General features: G+C 58.4%; 14 protein-coding genes. 11 read left to right on the forward strand and 3 right to left on the reverse strand.

Annotated features, from left to right (window positions below):
* The first annotated feature begins 19 nt into the window (after positions 1-19).
* The 7 genes from fghA to rpoS all read left to right on the forward strand — a co-directional run bounded on the left by fghA (position 20) and on the right by rpoS (position 6,038).
* A complete protein-coding gene (gene fghA / locus ACM6I6_RS09230) occupies positions 20-868 on the forward strand; it encodes an S-formylglutathione hydrolase (RefSeq protein ID WP_274073296.1) in 849 nt (282 codons plus the stop codon).
* A 41-nt stretch (positions 869-909) separates the two neighbouring features.
* Entirely contained in the window at positions 910-1,383 is a 474-nt protein-coding gene (ispF, locus tag ACM6I6_RS09235) for a 2-C-methyl-D-erythritol 2,4-cyclodiphosphate synthase (protein WP_274073297.1), read from the forward strand.
* Entirely contained in the window at positions 1,380-2,438 is a 1,059-nt protein-coding gene (gene truD / locus ACM6I6_RS09240) for a tRNA pseudouridine(13) synthase TruD (protein ID WP_274073298.1), read from the forward strand. Before ispF ends, truD begins: the two co-directional genes overlap by 4 nt.
* Positions 2,426-3,178: a 5'/3'-nucleotidase SurE gene (gene surE / locus ACM6I6_RS09245; protein WP_274073299.1), complete on the forward strand. Its 753-nt coding sequence runs from the start codon at positions 2,426-2,428 to the stop codon at positions 3,176-3,178. Before truD ends, surE begins: the two co-directional genes overlap by 13 nt.
* A gap of 38 nt (positions 3,179-3,216) precedes the next feature.
* Entirely contained in the window at positions 3,217-3,852 is a 636-nt protein-coding gene (locus ACM6I6_RS09250) for a protein-L-isoaspartate(D-aspartate) O-methyltransferase (RefSeq protein ID WP_274073596.1), read from the forward strand.
* A 212-nt stretch (positions 3,853-4,064) separates the two neighbouring features.
* Positions 4,065-4,922: a peptidoglycan DD-metalloendopeptidase family protein gene (locus tag ACM6I6_RS09255; protein ID WP_274073300.1), complete on the forward strand. Its 858-nt coding sequence runs from the start codon at positions 4,065-4,067 to the stop codon at positions 4,920-4,922.
* A 108-nt stretch (positions 4,923-5,030) separates the two neighbouring features.
* The gene (gene rpoS / locus ACM6I6_RS09260; RefSeq protein WP_046816537.1) at positions 5,031-6,038 is read left to right on the forward strand and encodes an RNA polymerase sigma factor RpoS; all 1,008 of its coding nucleotides are present in this window, start codon (positions 5,031-5,033) and stop codon (positions 6,036-6,038) included.
* A 496-nt stretch (positions 6,039-6,534) separates the two neighbouring features.
* Here the strand turns inward: rpoS and fdxA are convergent, their stop codons facing one another.
* Entirely contained in the window at positions 6,535-6,858 is a 324-nt protein-coding gene (fdxA, locus tag ACM6I6_RS09265) for a ferredoxin FdxA (RefSeq protein WP_274073301.1), read from the reverse strand.
* Between the two features lie 142 nt (positions 6,859-7,000).
* Positions 7,001-9,568, reverse strand: coding sequence for a DNA mismatch repair protein MutS (gene mutS, locus ACM6I6_RS09270; protein ID WP_323607298.1), 2,568 nt, complete (start codon positions 9,566-9,568; stop codon positions 7,001-7,003).
* Between the two features lie 471 nt (positions 9,569-10,039).
* Here mutS and ACM6I6_RS09275 point away from each other — a divergent pair, with 471 nt between their 5' ends.
* From ACM6I6_RS09275 to ACM6I6_RS09290, 4 genes are all read left to right on the forward strand, one after another.
* Entirely contained in the window at positions 10,040-11,614 is a 1,575-nt protein-coding gene (locus ACM6I6_RS09275; RefSeq protein WP_323607288.1) for a phospholipase D family protein, read from the forward strand.
* Positions 11,615-11,642: 28 nt separating this feature from the next.
* Positions 11,643-12,041, forward strand: a complete 399-nt coding sequence (locus ACM6I6_RS09280) for a DUF5329 domain-containing protein (RefSeq protein WP_414919790.1) — start codon at positions 11,643-11,645, stop codon at positions 12,039-12,041.
* A 143-nt stretch (positions 12,042-12,184) separates the two neighbouring features.
* Positions 12,185-12,595, forward strand: coding sequence for a fosfomycin resistance glutathione transferase (fos, locus tag ACM6I6_RS09285; protein WP_077182601.1), 411 nt, complete (start codon positions 12,185-12,187; stop codon positions 12,593-12,595).
* 88 nt (positions 12,596-12,683) lie between these two features.
* Positions 12,684-13,286, forward strand: coding sequence for a transposase (locus ACM6I6_RS09290; RefSeq protein ID WP_274073304.1), 603 nt, complete (start codon positions 12,684-12,686; stop codon positions 13,284-13,286).
* Positions 13,287-13,511: 225 nt separating this feature from the next.
* On the opposite strand, the gene ACM6I6_RS09295 is transcribed toward ACM6I6_RS09290, so the two are convergent.
* The gene (locus ACM6I6_RS09295) at positions 13,512-13,913 is read right to left on the reverse strand and encodes a GFA family protein (RefSeq protein WP_274073305.1); all 402 of its coding nucleotides are present in this window, start codon (positions 13,911-13,913) and stop codon (positions 13,512-13,514) included.
* Between the last annotated feature and the right edge of the window lie 111 nt (positions 13,914-14,024).

Below are 14,024 nucleotides of genomic sequence, written 5' to 3' on the forward strand. Positions count from 1 at the left end.
TTGCAGCTGAAAAAAGCCCATGACCCTGGAAAATATCTCCTGCCAGAAAAGCTTCGGCGGCTGGCACAAGCGTTATCGCCATCGCTCGGAAACGCTCGGCTGCGACATGGTGTTTGCCGTCTACCTGCCGCCACAAGCAGAGCAGGGCGGCAAATTGCCGGTGCTGTACTGGTTGTCCGGCCTGACCTGCACCGATGAGAACTTCATGCAGAAGGCCGGCGCCATGCGCGTGGCCGCCGAGCTCGGGCTGATTATCGTCGCGCCGGACACCAGCCCTCGCGGTCCCGACGTACCGGGTGATCCGGATGGTGCCTGGGATTTTGGCCTCGGCGCCGGGTTCTACCTGAACGCCACCCAGGAACCCTGGTCGCGGCACTATCGGATGCATGACTATGTCGTGCAGGAATTGCCGGCATTGGTCGAAGCGCATTTCCCGGCGTCGGACAAGCGCGGCATCAGCGGTCACTCCATGGGTGGCCACGGTGCGCTGGTCTGTGCCTTGCGCAATCCGGGGCGTTATCTATCGGTGTCGGCGTTCTCGCCGATCAACAATCCGATGGACTGCCCTTGGGGCCAGAAAGCCTTTTCCCGCTACCTGGGAGAGGACCGTTCGAAATGGCGCGAATGGGATGCCTGTGCGTTGATCGCCGAGGCTGACGAAAAGCTGCCACTGTTGGTGGATCAAGGCGATCGCGACGATTTCCTCGCCACCCAGCTCAAGCCGGAAGCCTTGCAACAGGCGGCCAAACTGGCCGGTCATCCGCTGACGTTGCGTCTGCAACCGGGCTACGACCACAGCTATTTCTTCATCGCCAGTTTCATCGAAGATCACTTGCGGCATCACGCGCATGCTCTAGCAGCTCAATAGCAGGTAGAATCACGCCCTGACAAAATTCGGGGCGTTTTTTTATGCGTATTGGCCACGGCTATGATGTGCACCGTTTCGCTGAAGGCGATTTCATCACTCTGGGCGGCGTGCGCATTGCACACAGCTTCGGACTGCTCGCTCACTCCGATGGTGACGTCCTGCTGCATGCCTTGAGCGATGCCTTGCTCGGTGCCGCTGCACTGGGTGACATCGGCAAGCATTTCCCGGACACCGACCCGCAATTCAAGGGCGCCGACAGCCGTGTGCTGTTGCGCCATGTCGTCGCATTGATCCACGCCAAAGGCTGGAAAGTCGCTAACGTCGACAACACCATCGTTGCCCAGGCACCGAAAATGGCCCCGCATATCGAATCGATGCGCGCGCTGATTGCCGCGGATCTTCAAGTTGAGTTGGATCAAGTGAACGTGAAAGCTACCACCACCGAAAAGCTTGGCTTTGTCGGTCGCGAAGAGGGCATCGCCGTGCACTCCGTTGCCCTGTTGTTGCGCGCATGAACGAACTGCAATTGCTCGGCCCGCGGGCCTATGGCGAAGCGCTCGGCAGCGCCGTGCTGAAAGCCATCGCGGAAGATTTCCAGGTCGACGAAGTCCTCGATATCCCCCTGAGCGGTGACGGCGAACACCTGTGGATCTGGGTGGAAAAACGCGGCCTGAATACTGAAGAGGCGGCACGCCGAATCGCCAAGGCGGCGGGCGTGTCATTGCGTACCGTCAGCTATGCCGGGCTCAAGGATCGCCAGGCGCTGACGCGTCAGTGGTTCAGCGTGCAGCTGCCGGGCAAGGCCGATCCGGATCTGTCGGCGGCAGAAAACGATACGCTGAAAATCCTCAAGACCAGCCGGCATAAACGCAAGCTGCAACGCGGTGCCCATTCGGCCAACGGCTTCACATTGCGCCTGACGCAGTTTGCCGGCGACAAGGCGGCCATCGAAGAGCGCCTGCATCTGATCGCCAAACAAGGCATCCCCAATTATTTCGGTGCCCAACGTTTCGGGCATGACGGCGGCAACGTGGTTGACGCCCGTGCCTGGGCCGCGCGCAAGGCCTTGCCGGAGCAGCGCAACGTGCGTTCGCGGCTGCTGTCGACCGCCCGCAGTTTCCTGTTCAACCAAGTGTTGGCCGCGCGTGTCGCCGACGGCACCTGGCAGCGTGCCCAGGTGGGCGATCTGCTGGCGTTCACCGACAGCCGCAGCTTTTTTCCGGCCGGTGAGGCCGAATGCAGCGACCCGCGACTGGCGATTCTCGATCTGCACCCGACCGGTCCGCAGTGGGGCGAAGGTGACTCGCCGACCACGGGCGCTGTCCATGAACTGGAGCAGGCGATCGCCGCACGCGAGGCAGACCTTCGCGATTGGTTGATCAACGCCGGAATGAGCCACGAACGTCGCATCCTGCGGCTGCCCATCGGTGGGTTGACGTGGCATTATCCCGAACCTGACATTCTGCAACTGGAATTCGTCCTGCCGGCCGGATGCTTCGCCACCGTATTGGTGCGCGAGCTTGTTGATCTGGTGCCGGTGGGGCAGACGGACAGCCCATGCGTATTCTGATTTCTAACGACGACGGGGTTACCGCACCCGGACTCGCCGCGCTTTATGCTGCGCTGGCGGATTACACCGAGTGCGTGGTTATAGCCCCGGACCAGGACAAAAGCGGCGCGAGCAGTTCGCTCACGCTCGACCGTCCGCTACATCCGCACACGCTGGCCAATGGCTTTATCAGCGTCAACGGTACGCCGACCGATTGCGTGCACCTGGGCCTCAACGGCTTGCTGGAACGTGAGGCGGACATGGTGGTGTCCGGCATCAACCTGGGCGCCAACCTGGGGGACGACGTGCTGTACTCCGGTACCGTGGCGGCGGCACTCGAAGGTCGCTTCCTGGCGCGTCCCTCCTTTGCCTTTTCGCTGGTCTCGCGACAGGTCGACAACCTGCCCACGGCGGCCTACTTTGCGCGCAAACTGGTCGAGGCCCATGCGGATCTCGAATTGCCACCGCGTACGGTACTGAACGTGAACATTCCCAATTTGCCGCTGGAGCACATCCGCGGTATCCAGTTGACCCGCCTCGGGCATCGCGCCCGCGCGGCGGCACCGGTGAAGGTGGTCGACCCGCGAGGCAGGTCCGGGTACTGGATCGCGGCGGCAGGGGATGCTGAGGATGGCGGCCCCGGCACCGATTTCCATGCCGTGATGCAGGGCTATGTTTCCATCACCCCGTTGCAACTGGATCGCACCTTCAATGATGCCTTCAGGAGCCTCGACGGCTGGTTGGAGGGGTTGCACCCATGACCCGTGGACAAGACGACATGCTGCATCGCGGCATCGGCATGACCTCGCAACGGACCCGCGAACGCCTGATTCAGCGCCTGTACGAAGAGGGGATTTCCAACGCCAAGGTGCTGGAAGTCATTCGTCGTACACCGCGTCACCTGTTCGTCGACGAGGCGCTGGCGCACCGGGCCTACGAAGACACGGCGCTGCCCATCGGCAATAACCAGACCATCTCCCAGCCTTATATGGTGGCTCGCATGAGCGAGTTGCTGCTCGAAGCCGGGCCGTTGGACAAGGTCATGGAAATCGGAACGGGGTCGGGTTATCAGACGGCGGTGCTGTCGCAACTGGTCGAGCGGGTCTTTTCCGTTGAGCGCATCAAGGTATTGCAAGACCGGGCCAAGGAACGCCTGGTCGAGCTGAACCTGCGTAACGTGGTATTTCGCTGGGGCGATGGCTGGGAGGGTTGGCCTGCGCTGGCGCCCTACAACGGCATAATCGTGACGGCCGTGGCAACCGACGTACCCCAGGCGCTGCTGGATCAACTGGCGCCAGGGGGGCGTCTGGTGATCCCGGTCGGCTCAGGAGAAGTGCAACAATTAATGCTGATCATCCGGGAGGAACATGGCTTTTCCAGGCGTGTCCTGGGGTCGGTGCGCTTCGTCCCGTTACTCAATGGTCCACTGGCCTGAGCATTTATTTAAACGCGCTGAATTCTCTTCGATTGCCTCTGTCTTACAGCGGCATCGATTTGATTAAACGGATAGTTTTGTCAGACAGCAAACGTGTGCGCCAAGCCATTTCGCTTCAATAAGGGTAAAGCCGGCACGGCCCGTTATACTTGCGACACTTCGTGCCGAAACACGGCAAATCACATTTTCAGCCACCACAAAGGGAGCGGCGGGTGAGTCTCACAGTCATAGCGCAGCGTATGGGTACAACGAGCTTTCAGCGCCTGGTGACTGGCCTTGTCATGAGCACCTTGCTGGTCGGTTGCTCCAGTAACAAATCCAGCGATGTGGGCGTTGTCGATCGCAACAAAACCGTCGCCCAGCGTCCGGCCGTGACCACGGGGCAGTACGTCGTTCGACCCAAGGACACCCTGTTTTCCATCGCCTTTCGCTATGGCTGGGACTACAAGGCGCTGGCGGCACGCAACAACATCGCGCCGCCGTACACCATCCACCCAGGTCAGACGATTCGCTTCGATGGTCGCAGCGGTTCAACGCCGACAGCCGTGGTCAGCTCGTCCAGTTCCTCGCCTTCATCCTCGAGTAAAACCACGGTCATCCGTCGCTCTGCGGACGGTACGACCACCACCACACCGGTGGTTGTACCGTCCGTCGCCAACAAGCCGGCACCTGCTCCACTGCCTCCACCGGGTCCAGCCCCGACCGGCTGGGGGTGGCCATCTAATGGCATTTTAATTGGCAAATTCTCCTCAAACGGTAGTTTGAATAAAGGAATTGATATCGCAGGGGATTTGGGACAGCCTGTTTTAGCTGCGTCTGATGGGACGGTGGTATACGCCGGGAGTGGCTTAAGGGGCTACGGCGAATTAGTCATCATCAAACACAGTGAAACCTACGTCAGTGCCTACGGACATAACCGCAGGCTGTTGGTTCGGGAGGGGCAGCAGGTCAAGGTCGGACAGACAATTGCCGAAATGGGGTCAACGGGTACAGACCGGGTGAAACTGCATTTTGAGATTCGCCGCCAAGGTAAACCTGTAGATCCGCTGCAATTCCTGCCACGTCGTTGATCGCTTCCAGCCTGTTCCGTTTCTTACGTAGAGGGGACAGGCTCCAGCGTTGCCAAGGATAAAGGCGCCGCTTGAGCTTGAGGTCGAACTCACCAAAGGACTATAACAATGGCTCTCAGTAAAGAAGTGCCGGAGTTTGACATCGACGATGAGGTTCTCCTGATGGAGACCGGCATCGGCACGGATTCGATGTCGAATGATGAAGGGGCGGCTCCACCTTCCGTTCGTGCCAAATCCAAACACTCCGCGACATTGAAGCAACACAAGTACATCGATTACACGCGGGCACTTGATGCGACGCAGCTGTACCTCAATGAAATCGGCTTTTCCCCTCTACTGTCCCCCGAAGAAGAAGTTCATTTTGCGCGCCTGTCGCAAAGTGGTGATCCGGCCGGGCGCAAACGCATGATTGAAAGTAACCTGCGGCTGGTGGTGAAAATCGCCCGGCGTTACGTCAATCGGGGTCTGTCGCTGCTCGACCTGATCGAAGAGGGCAACCTCGGCTTGATCCGGGCGGTGGAGAAGTTCGACCCTGAACGCGGCTTCCGCTTCTCGACCTACGCAACCTGGTGGATTCGTCAGACCATCGAGCGCGCGATCATGAATCAGACCCGGACCATCCGGTTGCCGATCCATGTGGTCAAGGAGCTCAACGTGTACCTGCGGGCTGCACGGGAGCTGACGCAAAAACTCGATCATGAACCCTCCCCCGAAGAGATCGCCAACCTGCTGGAAAAACCGGTAGCGGAGGTCAAGCGCATGCTCGGCCTCAACGAACGGGTTTCTTCGGTCGACGTCTCGCTGGGTCCGGATTCGGATAAAACCCTGCTGGACACCCTGACCGACGATCGCCCAACCGATCCATGCGAACTGCTGCAGGATGACGACCTGTCTCAAAGCATCGACCAGTGGCTCTCGGAGTTGACCGACAAGCAGCGCGAGGTGGTTGTACGCCGCTTCGGCCTGCGCGGGCACGAGAGCAGCACCCTGGAAGATGTAGGCCTGGAGATTGGCCTGACCCGGGAGCGGGTCAGACAGATTCAGGTTGAAGGTCTGAAACGCCTGCGGGAGATCCTGGAGAAAAACGGGCTGTCGAGCGAGTCGTTGTTTCAATAAGCCGTTCGTTAGTGCTCACTGAAAAGCCCCGACTGGTTCGGGGCTTTTCGTTTTTGGGCGATAGCGCAGCTTTGTAGCTTCCAGGTGTAAGTCATCGCTTACTCTTTTCGTAAGTGTTCACTATTTTTACAGGTTGGCAGTCGACCCTATTGTTCAGAGGTCAGTTCTATCTAACTGAAAAACCGGTAGATTTTTCTATATGAAGGGGATGTGACAAGCCATCCCAGGTCCAGGCGGGCGATTGCTCCCGGCGGTAAACACTCTAGTATCGGCGTTGTGTCTACGGACAGACACGCCCTTCACGGACGAGGGGGAAAGGACATCGCAGGAAGCGATTCATCAGGATGATGAAAAGGGAATACAGGGAATATGGAAAAAATGTGGGCGGGTCATACCGCCCCTTTTTTTTGCCTGCATGTAGGAGCTGCCGAAGGCTGCGATCTTTTGATCTTAAAAAAAGGCCCTTGTGGGGCCTTTTTCCGGAACGCGGGGGTAATCAGCGTTCGAGGTGTTCGATCTTGCCTGGCTTGCCATCCCACTCCGCAGAGTCGGGCAATGGATCTTTGCGTTCGGTAATGTTCGGCCAGATTTCAGCCAGCTCAACGTTCAGCTGGATGAAGTTTTCCATGCCTGCAGGTACTTCATCTTCGGAGAAGATGGCCACAGCCGGGCATTCAGGTTCGCACAGTGCGCAGTCGATGCACTCATCCGGGTGAATCACCAGGAAATTCGGGCCTTCGTAAAAGCAGTCCACCGGACAGACTTCTACGCAGTCGGTGTACTTGCACTTGATGCAGTTGTCGGTGACGACGAAGGTCATTTCTAATTTTCTCCTCAGGCGCGGCTTGCTGCGCCCCTTCACGTAGGGGTCGCAAGGTTTGGGAGCGATAGTCTGCAGGCCAGGCTAAAAGCCAGCAGCATCCCAAACCGCGCGAGATTCTAACAGCTTGCAAGCCAGTGCGTTAGACCCGTGTCTTTAGTGTATAGAGCATTTCGAGTGCGCGACGTGGTGTCATGTTGTCCAGATCGAGTTTGGCCAGTTCATCCAGCACCGGATGCGGCAGGCTGGCGAACAGGTCGCTCTGCTGCGGAGTGGCCGGTTTGCCTTTGGTCGGCGCAGGCGCTTCGTGGGGCAGGGCAGTGTCTTCCAGGCGGCTCAAGTGCTCACGGGCACGCAGGATCACCTCGTTCGGCACGCCGGCCAACTGCGCGACCGCCAGGCCATAGCTCTGGCTGGCCGGCCCTGGCAGTACATGGTGCAGGAACACGATGCGTTCGTTGTGCTCAGTGGCATTGAGGTGCACGTTGGCCACCAGCGGCTGGGCTTCCGGCAACACCGTCAGCTCAAAGTAGTGGGTGGCGAACAGCGTGTAGGCCCGCAGGTGCGCCAGGCGTTCCGCCGCCGCCCACGCCAGGGACAGGCCGTCGAAGGTACTGGTGCCGCGCCCGACTTCGTCCATCAGCACCAGACTGCGTTCGGTGGCGTTGTGCAGGATGTTGGCGGTTTCGCTCATCTCGACCATGAAGGTCGAACGCCCGCCGGCCAGGTCATCGCTGGAGCCGATCCGGGTGAAAATCCGGTCGACCAACGATAGCTCGCAACTGGCTGCCGGGACGAAACTGCCGATGTGCGCCAGCAGTACGATCAACGCCGTCTGGCGCATATAGGTGGACTTACCGCCCATGTTCGGACCGGTGATAACCAGCATGCGGGTATTGTCGTCGAGGCTCAGGTCGTTGGCCACGAACGGGGTGGTCAAAACCTGTTCAACCACCGGGTGGCGACCCTGGTTGATGCGCATGCACGGCTCGCTGACAAAACGCGGGCAGTTCAGGTCGAGGTTCAGCGCGCGTTCGGCCAGGTTGCTCAGCACGTCAAGCTCGGCCAGTGCCGCGGCCGTGTCCTGCAGCGGTGGCAACTGGGCGATCAGGTCTTCGAGCAGCGCTTCGTAGAGCATCTTCTCGCGCGCCAGGGCACGGCTCTTGGCTGACAGTGCCTTGTCTTCAAATGCCTTCAGTTCCGGCGTGATGAAACGCTCGGCACCTTTGAGGGTCTGGCGGCGGATGTAATCGGCGGGGGCGGACTCGGCCTGCTTGCTCGGCAGTTCGATGAAGTAGCCGTGGATGCGGTTGTAGCCGACTTTCAGGTGAGACAAGCCAGTACGGGCTTTTTCCCGGGCTTCGAGGTCGATCAGGAACTGTCCGGCGTTCTCGCTGAGCGATTGCAGTTCATCGAGTTCGCTGTCGTAACCGGTTTTCAACACGCCGCCGTCACGGATCACCGCGGGCGGATTGTCGATGATGGCTTTTTCCAGCAGTGCCGCCAGTTCCGGGTAGGTGCTGGTGGTGGTTGCCAGTTGGTTGAGGTGCGGCGCTTCCAGCTCGGTCATTGCCACTTGCAGTTGCGGCAGCGCGCCGAGGGCGTCACGCAGGCGAGCAAGGTCCCGTGGACGGGCATTGCGCAAGCCGATCCGGGCAAGAATGCGCTCGATGTCGCCGATTTCCTTGAGCTGCGGTTGCAGCTTTTCGAAACGGTAGCCGTCCAGCAGGCAGGTGATCGAGGTCTGGCGCGCCAGCAACACGTGCAAGTCGCGCAGCGGACGATTCAGCCAGCGGGTCAACAGGCGGCTGCCCATGGCGGTCTGGCAACGATCGACCACCGATTGCAGGGTGTTGTCGCGACCACCGGCCAGGTTGGTGTCCAGTTCCAGGTTGCGCCGGCTCGCGCCGTCCAGCACGACGGTATCGTCCAGGCGCTCGTGGAGCAGGCTGCGCAAGTGCGGCAGGGCGGTGCGCTGGGTTTCCTTCGCATAGGCCAGCAGGCAGCCGGCGGCGCCGATGGCCAGGGTCAGGTTTTCGCAACCGAAGCCTTTCAGGTCCTGGGTCGAGAATTGCTGGCACAGACTTTTCAGTGCCGAGTCACGCTCGAAATCCCAGGGTGCACGGCGGCGCACGCCACGACGCTTCTCGGCCGGCAGATCCTTGGGCCAGTCATCCGGGATCAGTAACTCCACCGGATTCACTCGCTCCAGTTCCGCCAGCAGGTTTTCCCAGCCTTTGATTTCCAGCACGCTGAAGTTGCCGCTGGTGATGTCCAGCACCGCCAGGCCGAACAGGCGCTCATCGCCCAGGACAGCGGCGATCAGGTTGTCCCGGCGCTCATCGAGCAGCGCTTCATCGCTCACCGTGCCAGGGGTGATGATCCGCACCACCTGACGATCCACTGGGCCTTTGCTGGTGGCCGGGTCGCCGACCTGCTCGCAGATCACCACGGATTCGCCGAGCTTCACCAGTTTCGCCAGATAACCTTCCGCCGCGTGGTAAGGAATACCGCACATCGGAATCGCCTGGCCAGCCGACTGCCCGCGAGCGGTCAGGGTGATGTCGAGCAGCTTGGCGGCCTTCTTCGCGTCTTCATAGAAGATCTCGTAGAAGTCGCCCATGCGGTAGAACATCAACTGGTCAGGGTGCTGGTTCTTCAGGCGCCAGTACTGCTGCATCATCGGCGTGTGCGAGGACAAATCTGAAATTGCTTTATTCATCAGTGGTTAGGCGGATTCATCAAAATGGCTGGGGCAAAAATGGGGCATTTTAGCATCTGTTTTCTGGGCAGGATGCCATCAAGCTGCTCGTCATTTTCCTCTGGTGGGCGCTATGATGCCTTTAACTACACCCCTTGGCCCCACTTTTCGAAACGCAAGACCTGGTGATCAACCGCCAAGTCGGAAGGGACGCGTCTAAAGGGAGGATTCGAAAATGAATCGCGATGTCATTTTCATCACCTTTGGCAGTTGTTTTTTTTCTTGCCGATTGCTGTCGGCAATATGTTTTTCGTCTTGGGCAAATTCCGTAATTGCAGGCGGATCAACTACGCTCCAAAAACAACCCCGCAGATCGAAGAAACAGTGCACAAGGTCAATACGACCAGAAAGCTGATGGGAAGCAACTGGCTATTCTTCGGGATTCGGCATCCCTGATCGCCACCACTCGGAGTACGCTCCGTGAGAATCGAACAGCCCTGGCTTGCTCTCCTGTTGCTCACCTTGCTGTCTGGTGGTTGCACGACACCCAATGTCCCTCACCAACCCAGTCAGGCCTTGCCAGCGAGCGATTCGGCGTTCGGTCGTTCCATCCAGGCCCAGGTAGCTCCCCATCAAGGCCAATCGGGCTTTCGCCTGCTATCGGACAGTGCCGAGGCTTTCACCGCCCGCGCCGAGCTGATTCGCAGCGCCCAAAGCAGCCTCGACTTGCAGTACTACATCGTCCACGACGGCATCAGTACGCGGATACTGGTTAGCGAGCTGCTCGACGCCGCCGACCGCGGAGTCCGCGTGAGGATTCTGCTCGATGACACCACCAGCGATGACCTGGAGCGAATTATCGCGACGCTGGCTGCACATCCGCAGATTCAGATCCGCGTGTTCAATCCGCTGCACCTGGGTCGCAGCACCGTCGTGACGCGTACGATGGGTCGGTTGTTCAACCTGTCGCAGCAACACAGACGCATGCACAACAAATTGTGGCTGGCGGACAACAGCGTGGCCATCGTCGGAGGGCGCAATCTGGGGGACGAGTATTTCGATGCCGAGCCCAACAAGAATTTCACCGACATCGACATGCTCAGTGTCGGCCCGGTTGCAGAACAGTTGGGACATGGTTTTGACCAGTACTGGAACAGTGCCTTGAGCAAGCCGATCGAGCAGTTTCTCTCGACCCAGCCGACGACCAGGGACCTGATAAATCTCCGGACCCGACTGGACGAATCCCTGGAGGAAACGCGCAAGCAGAATCATGCGCTCTACCAGCAATTGATGAGCTACACCACTCACCCACGCCTGGATGCCTGGCGCCAGGAGTTGATCTGGGCCTGGAATAAAGCGCTGTGGGATGCACCGAGCAAGGTCTTGTCGGAAGGCGAGCCCGCTCCGCACTTGCTGTTGACCACCCAGTTGGCACCCGAGCTTGACGGGGTCACCCAGGAGCTGATCATGGTTTCGGCCTACATGGTGCCCGGTCGACCGGGGGTAGTGTTCTTAACCGGTCGTGCCGACGCCGGCGTGTCGATCAACTTGCTGACCAACTCCCTGGAAGCCACCGATGTGCCCGCCGCGCACGGTGGTTACGCCCCTTATCGCCAAACCTTGCTGGAGCATGGTGTGCAGTTGTTCGAATTACGCCGCCAGTCCGGCGACAATGGCGACAGCGACAGTGGACCGCGCCTGTTTCACAGCGGATCCTCCAACAGTTCCGACTCCAGCCTGCATACCAAGGCGATGGTTTTCGACAAGCAGAAAGCGTTCATTGGCTCGTTCAATTTCGACTCTCGCTCATTATTGTGGAACACCGAGGTCGGGGTGTTGGTGGATAATCAGCAACTCGCCGGGCGGGTGCGCGAACTGGCCCTGGAGGGTATGGCCCCCACGCTCAGTTATCATGTCCTGTTGGAAAAGAATCAGCTGGTCTGGGTCACCGAGGATGACGGCAAACAGCATACGTTGACCAGGGAACCGGGGAGTTGGTGGCGACGCTTCAATTCGTGGCTCAGCAGCACGATCGGGCTGGAGAAAATGTTGTAGCTAATCACTTTCAGGACCAGGATGAATCATGCGGATGTGGTCGGGGAGGACAGTGCGGCTTATCAGCCACCTGATGATGGCGGCGGGTATCAGCGTCATCGCAACTGTCACCAATGGGCAGGTTCCAGCTACATCTCAAGCCACTCAAGAGATAAACGGCTTGCTGGACTTTGTCTCACACAGTGAGTGCAAGTTTGTGCGCAACGGGAGCGAATACTCAGGACCCCGCGCTCGGGCGCATCTGGAGCAGAAGCTGAATTATCTCGAAGGCAAGAACATGGTGAACAGCGCAGAAGATTTCATCGATCTTGCTGCCACTAAAAGCAGTATGAGTGGCCGCGCCTATGAGGTGCGATGTTCAGGAGGCGTGGAACCAGCAAGCACCTGGTTGAAGAGGGAACTTCAAAGGCAACGGCAACTTCATTGATTTTGTCTCAAGTCCAATAACAGTTACTAACGCGATGCCCCGGGTGGACATAAACTCGAACATCCGCTCCTGGCCGATTGTGTTGAAAAAGTCGATGTTGATATCCTCAACCGTTCTCGTGGACTGATTCTGGATAGATGCTCATGTTGACTGGCTTGAATCATTTTACATTGGCGGTTGTGAACCTCTCTCGCAGCATTGAGTTTTATGTGGCTCTACCCGGGTTTAGATTGGCTGCCCGCTGGGAGACGGGGGCTTATCTTTCCCTCGGTGATCTCTGGCTTTGTCTGTCTCTCGATGAGAGCCGTGTGGCGGAAAAACAGCCTGATTACACCCACTATGCATTTTCGGTGGGGCAGGATGATTTTGAAGAAGTCACCGCTTACTTGCGGCTTCGTAACGTTATTGAGTGGAAATCCAATTCGAGCGAAGGTAACTCGTTTTATTTTTCGGATCCCGATGGGCATCGTCTGGAAGTGCATGTAGGCAGCCTCGCTTCAAGGCTTGAGCAATGTCGGCGCCATCCGTATGCAGGTATGGAGTTTTTTGACTGACCGTTTTCGTCTGATTTTATTGAAAAAGTAGCTCTGCTATCTGGCCTGCGGCAAAATCTCTACATTGGCCAGCAGGGAAGCACGCAGCATGATGGGACAGTTATCGAGTGGGCAGGAGCGGCTGTTTTACTCGTTCAACCTTGAAGATCACATTCCAGCCAATCACCTTCTACGCAGCATTGATCGGTGTCTCGATCTGAGCGACCTGCGCCATTACCTCGCCGATTTCTATAGCCCGATTGGGCGTCCGTCGATTGATCCTGAACTGATGATTCGCATGCTGATCGTGGGCTACTGCTATGGCATCCGCTCCGAACGGCGGTTGTGCGAAGAGGCCCATTTGAACCTGGCGTATCGCGAATGGCGAGCCTTCAAGAACGAGCGTTCGCACGTCACAAAAGCCAACACCATCATCTTCCGCTCCAGGCAGACCGACTGCGTAGCCTGTCCGATGAAAGCCAAGTGCTGCCCGAACACTTCGATTCGCAAGATCGTCCGCAGCGTCCATGAAGCCGCTCGTGATGTGGCTCGACGCATCGCGGCGACGCCGGAGTACGTGCGCTCTCGCCACGAACGTAAGAAGGTCGAAATGTTGTTTGCCCACCTCAAGCGCATCCTGAGATTGGATCGCTTGCGACTACGTGGCATGAGCGGCGCGACCGATGAGTTCACGCTGGCCGCTGCGGTGTAGAACCTGCGACGGCTGGCCAAACTTACATCTCAAGGTCCGCCAGTTACGGGATAGGTGCGCTTGCACCAAGCAAAAAACCTCAAACTAACCCAATAATAGAGCCGCAAAGGTCAACGAAGGGCCGAAAAACCACTCAATGTGGCGAGTAGGTTCTCCGGTGGCGGTCGTGCCTGAGCTCAGGCGAGCTGAAAATCCGACTTTTTCAACAGAATCGGCCGATTGCGGTCAATCGATCTGAGGCGATGAGCTGGGTGGCGTATACCAGTGAACTCTGGAGGCGACATAAACGTGTTTTTGCTTCTGAGGCGTGAAGGGGGTGTCGAGTGTGCCCAGTGCTATCGAAACCCAATCGGAAAATTCACCTTGTGAGCGTGACCAGAACAAAGTTGAACCACACTGCGCGCAGAACTCGCGCAGCACCGATTCTGAAGAAGAATACCTAGTGATTTGCCCAGCGCCGTTGAGTATCCGTAACGCGCTACGGGGCACGCTACCATACGAAGCGAATGCTGCACCGTGACCTTTACGGCATTGACTACAGTGACAATGACTCACTGCCTTGGGCGTAGTCAGTAGCTGATAACTGATTGCTGTGCAAAGACAGCTTCCCTGGTAGACCTCTGTCATGCGTTCGTCCCTGTCGTTGGAAAAGGCGCCAGCTTAGCCACCTTGATCTGATCAGTCGAACGTCCGCTTCCGGGCCGATTCTTACCTTGCAGGAAGGGCAGAGATCGACCC

The organism is Pseudomonas sp. IT-P218 (genome assembly GCF_949767605.1).
Lineage (GTDB): Bacteria > Pseudomonadota > Gammaproteobacteria > Pseudomonadales > Pseudomonadaceae > Aquipseudomonas > Aquipseudomonas putida_AE.